Below are 15,408 nucleotides of genomic sequence, written 5' to 3' on the forward strand. Positions count from 1 at the left end.
GCGGTCGAGGTGCCGGTGGGTGCCCTCGGGTGCCTCAGCGGCCGCCGGGGGCGCCCTCCGGCAGGATGCGGTAGACGACGGCGTCGGCGGTGCGGTGCACGACGGGGAAGTCGCGACGGTGCGCCAGCGCGTTCCTGATGTGTGCGAGGGTGCCGGGCGGCAGTGCTCCGGTGGCCAGGACCTGGGCCTCCTGGGCACGGTTGAGGACCAGGTAGACGGGGCGCGGCGGCCCGGCGCCGGTGAGCACGCGCAGTTCGGACACCGGGTCGCGGTTGACCTGCCGCTGGTCCTCGGGCGCCGCCTCGGACAGCCAGATCCGGTCGTGGTACGGGTAATCGGCGTAGGCGTACGGGAAGTTGTCGGAGGCGCCGACGATCAGGGAGCCCTCCGGGGCGTGCCCGGCGAGCCACTTCGCGGCCGCGGTCTCCGACGGGGTGAAGTAGTTGACGTTCTCCTTGCCGAAGTAGGCGAGGGAGAGCGCGGCGAACAGCGTCACGACGATGACGGGCACCGCCGCGGCCCGCAGGCGCCGCAGCGGGCGGCGCAGGCCGCGGCCGTGGGCGGTGGCCAGGAGCGGCGGCAGCAGCAGCGCGGCGGCGCCGAACGCGGTGGCGGGCAGCGCGAACAGATAGACCCGGAAGATCATTTCGCCGCCGTAGCTGTTGGCCACCGCCCAGGGCAGTGGGGCGATCGCCAGCAGCGGCAGGGCGGTGCGCCGCAACGAGGGCCGCACCAGGACCGCCAGGCCCGCGAAGAGGAAGACCACGGCGGACAGGATCCGGTCGGCCCAGGCCACCGCGACCTGGCCGGCGGTGGCGCCGGACAGCCCGAGCAGCCCGGACCCGGCGTTCGACTCCGGCTGGGTCAGGCCGGTCAGGATGCTGTGCAGATTCTGCTCCAGGTAGGGCCGGGCCACGGTCAGGTCCCACGCCGTGGTCAGCACCAGCGCGACCAGCAGCACCGGCACCACCACCGCGCGGTTGCGGCGGGGCAGGGCCAGCAGGACGAGCGAACCGGTCAGCAGCACCGGCGTCAGCGGGTGCGAGCAGACGATGGTGACCAGGGCGAGGACGAGCAGCACCCACCAGCCCGCACTCGGCCGTCTCGGCCTCGGCCGGCCCGGCCGGGGAAGCTTGCGGACGACGGCCGCGACGACGCACACGTACAGCAGGAAGGCGAACGCCTGCGGCGAGAAGTAGTCCTGGCCCACCCAAGAGCAGCTGAAGAACAGGAACACCCCGCCCCAGACCAGCCGCCGGCTGCGGGTGAAGGAGCGGTAGAGCACCAGCAGCGGGATCACCAGTGCCGCGTTGATCAGCAGCGGGGACCAGCTGGCGTAGGAGCCGGGGGAGCGCAGGCCCCAGTGCTGCACGAACAGGTCGTTCAGCCAGAAGAAGCCGGGCCAGCGGGCGTAGACGGCCAGCAGGCCGGCCTTGGTGGGCAGGGTGCCGCTGCTCAGCAGCACGTCCGTGACGGCCACGTGCTTCCAGGCCCAGGAGTACCGCAGTTCCGGATAGAGCGCGAGCGGGGTGGCGTGCAGGAAGGTGATCAGCGCCAGGACGTAGCCGGCGTAGTGGACGCCGCGGGTGCGGCGGTTGGTGAGCGCGGCGCAGACACCGAGGCCGAGCAGGCAGAGGCCGGCCCAGTAGGTGACCGGCAGGACGTGCACCAGGCCGAGGTCGCCCATCGCGCCGAGGTTCACCCCGCGCAGCGAGACCGCCCACAGGACCAGGGCGGCCGGCAGCGCGAGGACGGCCAGCGTGCGCAGCGCGGCCTTTCCCGGGCTCTGTGCCGCGAGGCTCCGGGCCCGCTCCACCGCCTGGTGCAGCCGGCCGACGGCGTAGCCCAGGACGGTGGCGGCCACGCCCGTGGCGAGTGCCGGGACCGTGCCCGTCGGCGCCGCGCCGCCGGGCCGCAGCCCTTCGGCGACGGCGGCCGGGAGGGTCCGGCGCAGATATGTGCGTTCGCTGGCGAGGGCCGGGCCGGAACCGGAGTGCCGGGCGACGGCCGCCTTGGAGAGGCCCTCCGCGTAGCAGCGCGCGCGGAAGTACTTGCGGGTGGTGCGGGCGGCCGGCACGTGGTGGCGGACCGCCGCGGACGGCTCGTACCGCAGTGTCGCGCCGGGATTGCGGGCCGCGATGCGCAGGCACAGTTCGGTCTCCTCGCAGCCCAGCGGGCGGGTGCCGATGCGGCCCAGGTCGGTGCGGAAGCCGCCGGCGGCCAGGATCTCGGCGCGCCGGAAGGACATGTTGGCGCCGATGAAGTTCCGTACCGGCGCGGGGTGTTCGGGCAGTCCGCGGTACGAGCAGCCGACCACCCAGTCGAACTCGCGCGGGAACCAGGCGGGGCGGCCGGTCTCCCACAGCGGGCGCACCAGACCGCCGACGCCGAGCACCCGCGAGTCCTGGTAGGCGGCGAGCAGCCGGGCGGTCCAGTCCGGGTCGGCCGCCGCGTCGTCGTCGAGGAAGGCGACGATGTCGCCGTGCGCGGCGCGCACCCCGGTGTTGCGTCCGCCGGAGAGGCCCTGTGCCTCGGCGTTGGGCAGGACCCGCACGCCGGGCAGGGCGTCCGAGGCCCGGCGGGCGAGCTCGGGGCAGTGGTCGACGACGAGGAGGATCTCGTCGGGGACGGGGTGCTGGTGCTGCACCGAGCGGACCGCGGCGATCAGTTGGTCCCAGCGGTCGAGGGTGTAGGCGCAGATGACGACCGACAGGCTCGGGGTGGCCGGGCCCGTCGTCGTGGTTCCGGCCGCCGCGGCGGAGCACTCGGTCGCCGCGGCGGGGCTCATGGGGGTCATCGTGATGGCGCGGCGCCAGGCGCCCAGGGCCGAGCGGACGGCCTGCCGCACGCCGTATCCGCCGGGAGGGAAGCCGAGGGCGTTCATCGCGAAGTCCTTGCGGGGGAGGGCAGCCAGCGCGGCAGCGTCAGCAGCAGCGGCAGCGCGAGCGCGCATTCGGCCAGCAGCCAGGCGGCGCCGACGCCGTTGAGGCCGAAGCGGGGGATCAGTCGGAGTGTCAGGACGAGCACCAGGGCGCACAGCGTCGCCTGGAGGGCCACGGCCCAGGCCAGCCGGCGGTGTGCCCTGGCCACGTCGATGGCCACGTTGAGCAGCAGGTTGGGCAGCGCGGACAGGGCCAGCAGGCGCAGCACCCCGGTGGCTTCGTGGGCGTACTCGGCGCCGAAGACCGACAGCAGCCAGGGCGCGACGACGAGGAGGAGGAGCACGGCGACGGTCAGCGGCGGGCCGGTGTGCCGCAGCACCCGGCGGCCCAGTTCGCTGATCCGTGCCGGATCATGGGCGGCTTCCACCAGCAGCGAGCTGCCCATGTTGTACGCGGCCTGGTACAGCGTGTACGCGATGACCCAGGACAGCGAGAAGTAGGCGTTGCGCGCACCGCCGAGGGTGTTGAGCACGATCAGCGGCACGATGTTGTAGGCGGCGAGCCGGCACAGGGCGCCGCTGTAGTCGGTGGCGGCGTAGCCCAGCAGCCTGGGCGGCATCCTGCCGTCGGCGTGCGCCCGTTGGTGGGCGGGGACCGCGCGCCGCAGCAGCACGTAGTTGGCGACGGTGAGCGAGACGGCCAGCGCCCCGGCCCAGGACAGCAGGATGCCGGAACCCAGGGCCCAGGCCGCGGCCAGCGCCAGTGCCAGCGTCTTGACGACCGCGAAGATCGCGTTCTCGCCCAGCACCCAGTTGGCCCGCCGCACGCCGGTCAGCGCCCCGTCCTGCACGATGAACCACGCGTAGCCGATGGTGCCCACGATGAAGAACGGAGCGACCAGGGAGCTGCGCAGGAAGCCGAGGCCGGGGGCGACGAGCGGGACCAGGGCGAGGAAGGCGGCGGCGCCCGCGCCGGCGCACAGCCCGGAGGCGGCGTAACTGCGCAGCAGCAGCCGCCTGGTGTGCCGGCCGGCCGACGGCGCGAACCGCATCAGCACGTCGGCGAGGTTGAGCTGCCCGATCCCGCCCAGCAGGGTGACCGCGGAGATCACCGCGTAGCTGCGGCCGACGGTCTCCGGGTGGTACCAGGACGTGGCGAGCACCCAGTACACCGCGCCGAGCCCCGCCGTCATCACCGAACTCGCCACCAGGACATGGCCGTTGCGCAGCAGCGGCTCGTACGAGAGCAGCGACCTGAGCCGGCGGCGCAGGACGACCGTGTAGGGCGCGGCGGGCAGCGTCGCGCTGCCCGAGGCGGCGGTCTGCGAGGCCATCACGTCACGCTCCGGGAGTGGCGGCGGGTGTCGTACACGCTGCGCAGGTAGCCGACGGGCCCGTAGAGCAGGCCGCGGAGTTCCAGCAGCGCGAGGTGGTCCGGCCACCGGCCGGGCGTGGCCGGCCGGGCGCGGGTCCTGGCCGCGGTGTACCGGATGCCGCCGGGCAGCCGGCGCAGCAGTGCGGGCAGCGCGGCGGGACGGTGCCGGATCGCGGCGGCCAGGAAGGCGCCGAAGCCGGCGCCGTAGCCGAACGCCTGGGCCGGCACGGCGTCGGCGTCGCGGCGGTGGCGGTGCCAGACGAGCGCGTCGGGCCGGTAGACGATGCGGTGCCCGGCGGCCAGCACGAGGAAGAAGGCCAGCAGGTCGTCGCCGCCGTACGCCGGGGTTCCGGTGCCCGTCGAGGGGTCGAAGCCGCCGAGCCCGCGCAGCACGTCGGTGCGGAAGGCCATGTTGGCGCCGGACCCGAACCGGCCGGCGGTGAACGGGAAGAGCGGGTCGGCGGGCGGCTCGGCGCTCGACCAGCTGCGCGGCGCGAACCCCTTGCCGAAGCCGCCGTGCCCCTCCAGCGCGGACTGCGCGGCGGTCTCCAGCTCGGCGGGCAGGATCAGCCCGGTGACGCAGCCGACCGCCGGGCCGCCGTCCGGGGCGGCACCGTCGTCGAAGGCGCGCTCCAGCGCGGCGATCCAGCCGGGGTCGGCCAGTGTGTCGTCGTCGGTGAAGGCGCAGATCCGCCCGCGGGCCGCGGTCAACCCGCGGTTGTGCGCCCGGGCCAGACCCGCCTTGGGTTCCCTCACATATCTGACCCGGGACGGGCGGTACGCGCGCACCAGCCGCTCGGCGGCGTCGTCGCGCGGCGCGTTGTCGACCACCACGATCTCGTACGAGGGGTGTGCGCTGCGCAGCAGGGCGTCCAGGCACTGGCGGAGCATCACCGGCCGGTTGTGGGTGGCGACGATGACGCTGACCGCGGGCCCGGGGCTCCGCCCAGGGGCCCGGACCGGCGGACCGGAACCGGGCCCTGGCGCCTCCCGGGCGTCTGTGGCGGCCAGTTGGCGATGTGCGGCGTCGGCCAGCGCGCGGTACAGGCCCGCGGTGTCTCCCGGGGCACCGGGGACGCTGACCATGCCGAGCGGGTGTCCGTGCAGCCGCACCAACGCCAACACGCGTCCGCCCGACGCGTCGGCAGCGGCGCCGCCGGGCGAGCGAAGCTCACCCGGCACCGCCAGGTCCAGCTCGACGACATGGGCGGGGGTGTAGAGCGAATCGCGGGCGGCAAGACCGGGGCAGGCCGCTGCGGGGCGTCGGCCGACGTCGTTCATCGCTTCCCCGCCCCCGCGGCTGCCGAGTGCCGGCCGCCCGGCCGCTCGGCGAGGAGGGTCTGCAGCACGCGCCGGCCGTCGGAGACGGCGTGCAGATGGGAGCGCCCGCTGCGGCGGGGAAGTTCCAGGCTCGGGACCTCGGCGATGCGAAGTCCCAGGCGCAGTGCGTGGGCGATCAGCTCCGCCTCGATCTCGAAGCCCGGGGCGTGCGGGTCGAGCTCGTCGAGGAAACTGCGGCGGAACGCGCAGAAGCCGTAGCACAGGTCGGTCAGGGTCGCGTGGTAGATCCGGTTGACGACGGTGAGCAGGGCCAGATTGCCCAGTGAGCGCACCGGGGTCAGGTCGAGCGAGCCGCCGCCGGCGATGAAGCGCGAGCCCTTGACGAAGTCGAAGCCGTTGTCGAGGAAGTGCACGTAGTGCGGGATCTCGCCCGGCCACATGCTGCCGTCGGCGTCCATCATGACCACGTAGTCGCAGGTCGCGGCCTCGAAGCCGGTGCGCAGCGCATCGCCCTTGCCGATGCCGGTCTGCTGGACAACGCGGACGGACGGCAGGCAGTGCGCCGCCATGCGGACGGTCGCGTCGTCGGAGGCGCCGTCGACCAGGAGCACCTCGTCGATGCTGGGCGGGATCTGTTCGAACACCCAGGGGACGTTGCGTGCTTCGTTGTGCGCGGGGATCACCAAACTGACGGAGTGTCGGACCGGCGGGACGTCGGTGGCGCGCCGGGCCGGCAGCGGGGCCGCGAAGCGGTCGCTGGCGCGGCGCAGCGGGCGGCCGCCGTCCATGGTGCGCTGGATGGTGCCCGAAGGCAGGGTGGTACTCATGGGCTACTGCCTAACGAGAGGCAAGGGGGGCCCAGGGCCGGGGCCGTGGGCAGACCCGGGAGGTGTAGGGGTGTACACCGGCGGCCTGGCCGCCGGGGCCTGTTGAGAAGGCGCGGTACACCCGCGACGTAAAGGAGAACGTGCAACGAGGCCGCGGGGTACGGAAGGTGCCCCTGTGCGTTCTGATCGCCGGGCCTCGGACGCGAGGCGTCGTTCGTTCTCGGACGCGTGAAGCGTCGACCACCACAACTGGCGATGTGCTCTCCGCCGGGCCTGCGGACCTGAGGTTCGCGTATGCCTGCGGTGCCAGGGCCCCATCATGGGCAGGTCGCCGACGCCAGGTCAAGGGTATTTGTCCGGAAAACCGCAATTTGCGGTTTATTTACTGTTGGGTGTCGTGGCTCGTCCCGTCAGGACCGCGACGCGTCCCGCCCGCGGCCTCGACGATCCGGCGGGTGATCTCACCGGGCCGTGCCGGCCGTCCGTAGTGCCAGCCCTGGGCGCAGTCGCAGCCCATCGACCGCAGCCGGTCCGCGTCCGCCGCGGTCTCCACACCCTCGGCCGTCACCGTCAGCCCCAGCTGGTGCGCGAGCGACACCATCCCGCCGATGATCCGCCACCCCAGCGGGTCCTCGCCGGTCGAGTGCAGGTCCGAGACGAACGCCCCGGCGATCTTCAGTCCGGCCACCGGCAGCGTCCGCAGGTACGCCAGATTGGACCAGCCGGTGCCGAAGTCGTCCACCGTCAGCGACACCCCCATGCCGACCAGTTCCCGCAGCGCCTGCAGCGCCGGGTCCCGCGGCCCGAGCATCGCGCTCTCGGTGATCTCCAACTGGAGCTTCCCCGGGTCCAGATCGCACTCCTCCAGGATCCGGTCGATGTCCGCGATCAGCTCGGCGTTCCGCGCCTGTCGCACCGCCAGATTGACGTTCATCCGCGGCGCCGCCGCGCCGAACCGCGCCGACCAGCGCGCCGCTTGGTGGCACGCCTTCCCCAGCACCCACCGGCCCAGCGGAATGATCAGCCCGCTGTCCTCGGCCGTCGCGATGAACTCCTCCGGGCCCAGCACCCCCAACTCCGGGTGCCGCCAGCGCACCAGCGCCTCCACCGCCACCATCGCACCGTCGTCCAGCGTGCACAGCGGCTGGTACTCCAGGAAGAACTCCCCGCGGTCCAGCGCCATCGGGATCCGCATCGACATCGCGTACTGGCTGACCGCCACCGCGTTGCGCCGCGAGTCGAACAGCGTCCACCGGCCGCGGCCCTCGTTCTTCGCCCGGTACAGCGTCAGATCGGCGCTGCGCATCGCGGCACCCGGAGTGGTCGCCGAGATCGGCTGCTCCACCACCCCGACGCTCGCCCGGACCGCGAGCTGCTGGCCGTTGATCAGGAACGGCGGTGCCAGCGCCGCCAGTACGGTCTGCGCGGCCGCGATGCCCTCCTGCTGCCCCCGGCAGTTCTCCAGCAGCACGATGAACTCGTCGCCGCCCAGCCGCGCCACCATGTGGCCCAGCGGCGCCAGACTGGCGTGCAGCCGGTCCGCCACCGAACTCAGCAGCTGGTCGCCGGTCGCGTGGCCGAGGCTGTCGTTGATGTTCTTGAAGCCGTCCAGATCCACCGAGCACAGGCCGAACCGCGCCTCCGGCTCGGGGTCGGCGAACAGCGCCTCCAGCCGTTCGAAGAACGCCGTCCGGTTCCACAGGCCGGTCAGCGGATCGTGGGTGGCCTGATAGCGCAGCCGCTCCTGGAGCCGGTGCTGGTCGGTGATGTCCTCCAGCATCACCACCTGGTAACGGGGCGTCCCCTCCTCGTCGCGGATCAGCGACACGGTCAGATGCGTCCAGATGATCTCGCCGTCCTGCCGGTAGTACGGCTTGTCGCACTGGAACTGCTCCCGCTTCCCCGCGATCAGCTCGTGGTACATCTCCCAGACCCGGGGCGCGTCCTGGGGGTGCACCATCGTCGCGATGTTCAGATGGCGCAACTCCTCGACGGTCGCGCCGAACATCTCCTGCAGCGCGCTGTTCACCGTCAGGACGTTCCCCTCCAGATCGGCGAACCCGATGCCGACCGCGGCCCGCTCGAACATCGCCCGGAACCGCGCCTCCGACGCGTACAGCGCCCGCTCCGCGCCGCGCCGCGCCAGGTCCACCGCGCGCCGGATCGCCTCCTGTTCGCGCAGCGTCCGGTCGCGCAGCGCGGCCGACCAGCCCGCGGCGAACGCCCCGGCCAGCGCGGGCCCCCGGTCGTCCGCCGGCGGCCACTGCTGGAGCAGCGCGACGGCCCGCGCGAGCACCGCAGGGTCGGTGAACTGGGCATCGACGAGCAGCGCCCCGGCCTGCTCGGCCGGCGCGGGGTCGAACGGGTCCTCGCCGTGCGCCCGGGCCAGCAACTCCGCGGTGCGGTACACCAGCGGGCCCAGGATCGCCGGGCTCACCACCGTGCCGTGACCGTCCCGCAGCAGCCGGGACCAGGAGTCACGGAAGCGGACCGCGGCGGGGTCCACCCGGCCGGCCGGCGGCCCGTTCACGGCCGTATCCCCACGCCCGCGAGGCCGGCGACCAGCTCGGGGTGCGGTCCCACGGACTCCGGGTGCTGCGGCCGCCACTGCGGGAGGTGGACCACGCCCGGGTCGATCAGCTCGAAGCCCTCGAACAGTGCCACGATGCGGTCCCGCGAGCGCATGGTCAGCGGCGCCGACGCCTGCGCGTACAGCTCCTGGTGCTGCCGTGCCAGTTCCGGCCGGCCGGCCGGCGTCCCGTGCGAGAGCGCCAGCGCGCTGCCCGGCGGCATCGCCTCCCGCAGCACCCGGACGATCCGCGCCGGGTCCTCCTCGTCCGTCACGAAGTGCAGTACGGCCAGCAGCAACACCGCCACCCGCTCGCCGGGTTCCAGCAACTCCGCCACCGCGGGCTGCTTCAGCAGCGTCTCGGTGTCGCGCAGGTCCGCCTGGACCACCGAGCACAGCGGGTCGTCCGCCACCAGCAGCAGGCTGTGCTGCACCGCCACCGGGTCGATGTCGACGTAGACCACCCGGGCCGTCGGCTGGATCAGCCGGGCCACCTCGTGCACCGGTCCGAACGTCGGGATGCCGGAGCCGAGGTCCAGGAAGCGGGTGATGCCGTCTCCGGCCAGGTACTGCACGGAGCGGCGCAGGAACGCGCGGTTGGCGCGCATGATCAACGGCAGGTCGGGCCACAGGCCGACGGCCTTGCGGGCCAGTGCCCGGTCCACCGCGAAGTTGTGCGAACCGCCCAGATAGCAGTCGTAGACCCGGGCGACGTTCGGTGTCTCCTGGTCCGTCCCCTCGGGCACCCACTGCTCACGGGGCATCGAGCGGTCCTCCCCTCACGAGGGATCCCACACTCCAGAAAAAGCCTCCTACTATCCCATACCCGCCGCAAGCGGACCAGCTGGCGGCGGCCCCGGGCCGCGCGGGACGGGACGGGCACGACGGCGGTCGCGCCGACCGCGGTCCGCTCGCAGAATGGAAGTCCGAGGGAGCCACCTATGCCGGGACGCATCGAGGACTACGCCTTGCTGGGCGATCTGCGGACCGCCGCGCTCGTGGGCAGGGACGGCTCGGTGGACTGGCTGTGCCTGCCCCGCTTCGACTCGCCCAGCTGTTTCGCGGCGCTCCTCGGCGACGAGCGGCAGGGCCGCTGGCAGATCGCCCCGGCCGCCGCCGGCCCGTGCACCGACCGCGCCTACCGCGGCGACACCCTGATCCTGGAGACGACCTGGGAGACGCCGGACGGCGCCGTACGCGTCATCGACTTCATGCCGCAGCGCGGCGACCACTCACCGCGCCTGGTACGCCTCGTCGAAGGGCTGCGCGGCAGCGTCGAGATGCGCAGCGACCTGCGACTGCGCTTCAACTACGGCCGGATCGCCCCCTGGGTGCGGCGCACCGGGCACCACCGCATCGCGGTGGCCGGGCCGGATTCCGCCTGGCTGCGGCTCGCCCCCGGCGTGCACACCTACGGCCATGACGGCGCCACCCGCTCGGAGTTCACCGTCCGGGCCGGCGACCGGGTGCCGTTCGTCCTCACCTGGCAGCCCTCCCACCAGCCCAACACCCACCGCGTGGACCCCGACCGCGCGCTGCGCGAGACCACCGAGGGCTGGCAGCGCTGGACGGCGGGGTGCCGCTACGAGGGAGCGTGGCGCGACGCCGTGCTGCGCTCGCTGATCACCCTCAAGGCCCTCGCCTACCGGCCGACCGGCGGGATCGTCGCCGCGGCCAGCGCCTCCCTGCCCGAGCGCATCGGCGGGGAACGCAACTGGGACTACCGCTTCTGCTGGCTGCGCGACTCCAGCATGACGCTGTCCGCGCTGCTGCGCGGCGGCTTCCGCGAGGAGGCGGCGGCCTGGCGGCAGTGGCTGGTCCGCGCCATCGCCGGCGACCCGAGGGACCTGCAGAGCGTGTACCGCGTCGCGGGGGAACGCCGGCTGCCCGAGGTCGCCGCCGACTGGCTGCCGGGCTACGAGAACTCCGTACCGGTCCGCTTCGGCAACGCCGCGGTCGACCAGCTCCAGCTCGACGTCTACGGCGAGGTGGTCGACACCCTCTACCTCGCCTTGCGGGCCGGCATCCCGATGGAGCGTCATGTCTGGGTCCTGCTGCGGATACTGATGTCCTTCCTCGAAACGCACTGGCAGGAGCCCGACGAGGGCCTGTGGGAGGGGCGCGGCGGCCGCCGGCACTGGGTGCACTCCAAGGTCATGTCCTGGGTCGCCGCGGACCGCGCGGTCCGGATGGCCCGGGCCACCGGCCTGCCGGCCCCCGTCGACCGCTGGGAGGCGATGCGCGACGCGGTGCACGCCGACGTCTGCGCGCAGGGCTACGACCCCGGACGCGGGGTGTTCGTCCAGCACTACGGCAGTCAGGAGCTGGACGCGGCCACCCTGTTCGTCGCCAAGACCGGCTTCCTGCCGCCCGACGACCCACGGGTCATCCGCACCGTGGACGCGGTGCGCGACGAACTCGACCACGGCGGCTTCGTCCGCCGCTACGCCGACGACGCCGGGATCGACGGACTGCCGGGCAGCGAGGGCACGTTCCTGGCCTGTTCCTTCTGGCTCGCCGACGCGCTGGCCGCGACCGGCCGCACCGACGCCGCCCGCGAGCTGTTCGGCCGGGTGCTGTCCTCCGCCAACGACGTGGGGCTGCTCTCGGAGGAGTGGGACCCCGCCGCCCGGCGCCAACTGGGCAACACCCCGCAGGCGTTCACCCACGTCGCACTGGTCAACACGGCGTTCCTGCTCACCGAGGCGACCGGGACGACCGCCGCCACCGAGGCGGCCGGGCCGGCCTGAGAGGACGTGTCCCGCGGGTCGCGTCCCCGGGCCGGCCCGGTGGTGCCGCCGCGCTCACCGAGGCGCGGGCCTCACGGCAGATACCGCTCTATGGCGCCCGGGCCTTCCTCCGCGATCAGGCGCCTCGCCCACTCCAGGGCCCTGGGGGTGGGCTCACGGCCGGAGACCTTCACCAGGTCCTCCGGGTCGTAGGGCCGCTCGCTGCCGGTGTACAGCTCGGCCGGCCGGTGCTCGGCCGCATGCTCCCTGCCATTGCTCGTCACAGGTCCTCCTCGTGTCCGCGCCCGCCGAGTCGCCGGGACCTCGCTTGGTTCCATCATGGGACCGCCTCCGAACACCCGCACGACGTGCGCCGGACCCGGCCCCGTGCACCCCGTCAGCCGCCCGTCCGCGGGGCACCGGGGTAGTCCGCAGGAAACGCCTGCTCGGTCCAGATCGTCTTGCCGTACGGCGTGTAGCGCGTCCCCCAGCGCTGCACCAGCTGCGCCACGATGAACAGCCCCCGGCCGCCCTCGTCGTCGCTGGCCGCGTGCCGCAGGTGCGGCGAGGTGTGCCCGGTGTCCGAGACCTCGGTCAGCAGCGTCCGGTCCCGCAGCAGCCGCAGGTGCAGCGGTCCCGACGCGTGCCGTACCGCATTGGTCACCAGCTCGCTCACCACCAGTTCGGTGGTGTGCGTCAGCTCCGCCAGGCCCCACTCGCGCAGCTGCCGGGTGGCCAGCTCCCGGGCCCGGCCGACCGCCGCGGCCTCGGCGGGCAGCTCCCAGGCCGTCACCTGCCGGACGTCCAGTTCGCGGGTGCGCACCAGCAGCAGCGCCGAGTCGTCGGCGCCCGGCCCGTCCGGCAGCAGCTCGGCCAGGGCGCGGTCGCAGAGCTCGTCCAGCGGCCTGTCGTGGTCGGTCAGCACCCGGCCCAGCGTCCGCAGCCCCTGCTCGACGTCCCGGTCGCGGGTCTCCACCAGCCCGTCGGTGAACAGCGCGATCAGGCTGCCCACCGGCAGCTCGATGTCCAGCGACTCGAACGGCAGGCCCCCGAGTCCCAGTGGTGGGCCGGCCGGCAGCTCCGGGAAGGACAGGCCGCCCGCCGGCTCGACGACGGCCGGCGGAAGGTGGCCGGCCCGCGCCATGGTGCAGCGCCGCGACACCGGGTCGTAGACCGCGTACAGGCAGGTCACGCCGGTGGCCACATCGTCCGGGCCGGCGCCCGGGCGGTCCTCCGCGGGCTGCCCGACCAGGTCGTCCAGCCGGCTCAGCAGCTCGTCGGGGGAGAGGTCCAGCTGCGCCAGCGCGCGTACGGTCGTCCGCAGCCGCCCCATCGTCGCCGCCGCCTCCAGGCCGTGGCCCACCACGTCCCCGACGACCAGCCCGACCCGTGTACCGGACAGTTCGATCACATCGAACCAGTCACCGCCCACCCCGGTCCGGTCGTCGCTGGGCAGGTACCGGTGAGCCAGATCGACCGCGGACGGCTCGGGCAGGTGCTGCGGCAGCAGATTGCGCTGGAGGGTCAGTGCGGCGGCGTGCTCGCGGGCGAAGCGGCGCGCGTTGTCCAGGGACACCGCCGTGCGGGTCACCAGCTCGTCGGCGAGTGCGATCTCGCCCTTGTCGAAGAACGCCGGCTCTCCCTCGCGGGTGAACGCGACCAGCCCCATCCCGGCGCCGCCCGCCCGCAGCGGCACCACCATGCTGCTCTCCCCGCGCACCATCCCCCCGGACGACAGGCTGCGGTACGGCAGCGAGCCCGGCGGGTACGCGACGCGGTACGGGTCGTGCGGCGGCGCGTCCGGCGGGTCGCCGACCGAGCGGGTGGCGACCCGGACGAGGGTGGGCAGGGCGCCGTCGCCCGGCCCCGGCTCCTCGCCCGCCAGCACGGACTCCACCAGGTCGACGGTCACCAGGGAGGCGAAGTCCGGCACCGCCACCTCGGTCATCTCCCGGGCGGTGACGGTCATGTCGAGGGTGGTGCCGATCCGGCGGCCGGCCGCCACCAGGAGGTTCAGCCGGCGCTGGGCCCGGTAGCGGTCGGTGATGTCGAAGGCGTCCTCACACACCCCGATCACCTGCCCGCGGGCGTCGAGCAGCCGGTAGTACGAGCAGGACCAGACGTGCTCGGGGCCCGGCTCGGAGGGCTGCTGCCCCACGAAATGCAGATCGAGGACCGGCTCACCGGTGTCCAGGACCTGCTGCATCACCCCGTCCAGCGTCCGCGGATACCCCTCGGTCACGAACTCGCCGTCCGGGTACAGCGCCTCGGCCCGGACGCCCAGGAAGTCCTTGAGCGGCAGCCCGATCTCCCGGATGAACGCGGCATTCCCCCAGGTCACCCGCAGATCGGTGTCGTAGATGCCCAGACCGACCGGGGACTGCGTGGCCAGCCCGCCGAGCATCGCCTGCTGGGACTCCCACAGCTGCTGCTCGGCCAGCGGGGCCGCCACCAGGATGCGGGCCGGCACGCCCCGGGTACCGGACTCCGTGATGTTCACCGGGCAGGTGGTGAGCGCCACCTCCAGCAGCCGGCCGTCGCGGTGCCGGGCCGTGCGGGCCTCGATGCCGCTCAGCGAGGCTTCCGGCGGCCGTCCGGCGCCCGCCCTGCCGGTCGCCTCGGCGGCCGGCAGAAAGGTCCGCAGCGGACGCCCGAGGACCTCCTCCGGCGGGTAGCCCAGCAGCTTCCGGGCCGCCGGGCTCCACCCGATGACCACGTCCTGGGCGTCCAGAACCGCGGTGGCCGCCCTGGTGACGTCGAGGGGACCACGGAATTCGGCGCTCTCCACCGCGTTCCATGCGTTCATGGCATCAACCCAGCCCGGTTACGTATGTACAGCATCGATCCTGATCAAGACCGGCACAACTGCGCTGCCCCGCGGGGGCGCCCTTGGTGCGGCCCCGCGGGGTCGCTGGCACAGTGGGAGGGGCGCGAAGGGGGCGAAGCGACAGGAGGCAGATGTCATGTCGGCCCACGGCCGCGCGACTCCGGGCCGCGGTGCTCCGTGCTGGGTCAGCCTGATGGCCCGCGACCTGGGGGCCGCGCAGGACTTCTACTCCGCCGTCCTGGGCTGGCGGTTCCGCCCGGCCAGCCTCGGCGAGGAGTTCTCCGTCGCCGTGGCCGACGGGCAGCCGGTGGCCGGCATCGGCGCGCTCGCCCAGAGCTACCGGATCGCCGTGGCCTGGACCTCGTACTTCGCGGTGGACGACGCCGACCTCACCGCGGACCGGATCCGCGAGCGCGGCGCGACCGTCGCGGTCGGCCCGCTGAAGCTCGGGCCCGGACGCGCCGCCCTGGCCGCCGACCGCGACGGCGCCACGTTCGGCTTCTGGGAGGGCCAGCGGCTGGCCTGGTCGGTCGGGCAGGGCAACGCCCCCGCCCGTCTGGAACTGCGCACCCGGGACGCCTTCGAGGCCGCCATCTTCTACGCGGAGGTCTTCGACTGGGCCTCGGGCGAGCCGGGCGGCTGCGAGGTGACCTACGAGCACGACCAGGTGGTCGTCCACGACGGTCCGCACACCGTCGCCACGCTGCGCGGCGGCGCCGTCGAGTCCGCCCCCGACCCGCGGGTACGGCCCCGCTGGGACGTCCACTTCCCGGTCCGCGACCTCGAGAAGGTGACCGCCGCGGCGGTGGCCGCCGGCGGCACCGTCACCCCGGTGACCTCCACGGTCGACGGCGAGGGCTACCAGGCCGTCGTCCGGGACCCCGACGGCGGCCTGTTCACCGTCACCTCGACCTGACGG

10 protein-coding genes are annotated in these 15,408 nt (G+C 73.8%); 2 read left to right on the forward strand and 8 right to left on the reverse strand.

The window, feature by feature from the left end:
- Positions 1–34 precede the first annotated feature (34 nt).
- The 6 genes from SL103_RS36840 to SL103_RS14485 all read right to left on the reverse strand — a co-directional run bounded on the left by SL103_RS36840 (position 35) and on the right by SL103_RS14485 (position 9,697).
- Positions 35–2,953, reverse strand: a complete 2,919-nt coding sequence (locus SL103_RS36840; RefSeq protein ID WP_244303912.1) for a glycosyltransferase family 2 protein — start codon at positions 2,951–2,953, stop codon at positions 35–37.
- Positions 2,881–4,215 (reverse strand): lipopolysaccharide biosynthesis protein, encoded by a 1,335-nt coding sequence (locus tag SL103_RS14465; RefSeq protein WP_069569252.1) that lies wholly within the window; start codon positions 4,213–4,215, stop codon positions 2,881–2,883. The genes SL103_RS36840 and SL103_RS14465 overlap by 73 nt, the downstream gene beginning before the upstream one ends.
- The gene (locus SL103_RS14470; protein WP_079145745.1) at positions 4,215–5,537 is read right to left on the reverse strand and encodes a glycosyltransferase family 2 protein; all 1,323 of its coding nucleotides are present in this window, start codon (positions 5,535–5,537) and stop codon (positions 4,215–4,217) included. Before SL103_RS14470 ends, SL103_RS14465 begins: the two co-directional genes overlap by 1 nt.
- Positions 5,534–6,364 carry a glycosyltransferase family 2 protein gene (locus SL103_RS14475; protein ID WP_069569254.1) on the reverse strand — a complete coding sequence of 277 codons (831 nt, stop codon included), beginning with the start codon at positions 6,362–6,364 and terminating at the stop codon, positions 5,534–5,536. The genes SL103_RS14470 and SL103_RS14475 overlap by 4 nt, the downstream gene beginning before the upstream one ends.
- 382 nt (positions 6,365–6,746) lie before the next feature.
- The gene (locus SL103_RS14480; RefSeq protein ID WP_069569256.1) at positions 6,747–8,894 is read right to left on the reverse strand and encodes a putative bifunctional diguanylate cyclase/phosphodiesterase; all 2,148 of its coding nucleotides are present in this window, start codon (positions 8,892–8,894) and stop codon (positions 6,747–6,749) included.
- The gene (locus SL103_RS14485; RefSeq protein WP_069569258.1) at positions 8,891–9,697 is read right to left on the reverse strand and encodes an SAM-dependent methyltransferase; all 807 of its coding nucleotides are present in this window, start codon (positions 9,695–9,697) and stop codon (positions 8,891–8,893) included. The genes SL103_RS14480 and SL103_RS14485 overlap by 4 nt, the downstream gene beginning before the upstream one ends.
- A gap of 177 nt (positions 9,698–9,874) precedes the next feature.
- On the opposite strand from SL103_RS14485, the gene SL103_RS14490 reads away from it, so the two are divergent.
- Positions 9,875–11,683, forward strand: coding sequence for a glycoside hydrolase family 15 protein (locus SL103_RS14490; protein ID WP_069569260.1), 1,809 nt, complete (start codon positions 9,875–9,877; stop codon positions 11,681–11,683).
- 71 nt (positions 11,684–11,754) lie between these two features.
- Here SL103_RS14490 and SL103_RS14495 read toward each other — a convergent pair whose 3' ends face one another.
- Positions 11,755–11,946 carry a hypothetical protein gene (locus SL103_RS14495; RefSeq protein ID WP_069569261.1) on the reverse strand — a complete coding sequence of 64 codons (192 nt, stop codon included), beginning with the start codon at positions 11,944–11,946 and terminating at the stop codon, positions 11,755–11,757.
- Between the two features lie 113 nt (positions 11,947–12,059).
- On the reverse strand, positions 12,060–14,468 hold the full coding sequence (locus SL103_RS14500; RefSeq protein WP_069569263.1) for a SpoIIE family protein phosphatase: 2,409 nt from the start codon (positions 14,466–14,468) through the stop codon (positions 12,060–12,062).
- Between the two features lie 157 nt (positions 14,469–14,625).
- On the opposite strand from SL103_RS14500, the gene SL103_RS14505 reads away from it, so the two are divergent.
- On the forward strand, positions 14,626–15,405 hold the full coding sequence (locus SL103_RS14505; RefSeq protein WP_069569265.1) for a VOC family protein: 780 nt from the start codon (positions 14,626–14,628) through the stop codon (positions 15,403–15,405).
- Positions 15,406–15,408 lie beyond the last annotated feature (3 nt).

Origin of the sequence: Streptomyces lydicus (assembly GCF_001729485.1) — a bacterium.
GTDB classification, from domain to species: Bacteria; Actinomycetota; Actinomycetes; order Streptomycetales; family Streptomycetaceae; genus Streptomyces; species Streptomyces lydicus_D.

Excerpts from the sequence above, each read along its gene's own strand:
- SL103_RS14485 (WP_069569258.1), bottom strand. The coding sequence starts at position 9,697 with ATGCCCCGTGAGCAGTGGGTGCCCGAGGGGACGGACCAGGAGACACCG.
- SL103_RS36840 (WP_244303912.1), bottom strand. The coding sequence starts at position 2,953 with ATGCGCGCTCGCGCTGCCGCTGCTGCTGACGCTGCCGCGCTGGCTGCC.
- SL103_RS14500 (WP_069569263.1), bottom strand. The coding sequence starts at position 14,468 with ATGAACGCATGGAACGCGGTGGAGAGCGCCGAATTCCGTGGTCCCCTC.
- SL103_RS14490 (WP_069569260.1), top strand. The coding sequence starts at position 9,875 with ATGCCGGGACGCATCGAGGACTACGCCTTGCTGGGCGATCTGCGGACC.
- SL103_RS14475 (WP_069569254.1), bottom strand. The coding sequence starts at position 6,364 with ATGAGTACCACCCTGCCTTCGGGCACCATCCAGCGCACCATGGACGGC.
- SL103_RS14505 (WP_069569265.1), top strand. The coding sequence starts at position 14,626 with ATGTCGGCCCACGGCCGCGCGACTCCGGGCCGCGGTGCTCCGTGCTGG.
- SL103_RS14465 (WP_069569252.1), bottom strand. The coding sequence starts at position 4,215 with ATGGCCTCGCAGACCGCCGCCTCGGGCAGCGCGACGCTGCCCGCCGCG.
- SL103_RS14470 (WP_079145745.1), bottom strand. The coding sequence starts at position 5,537 with ATGAACGACGTCGGCCGACGCCCCGCAGCGGCCTGCCCCGGTCTTGCC.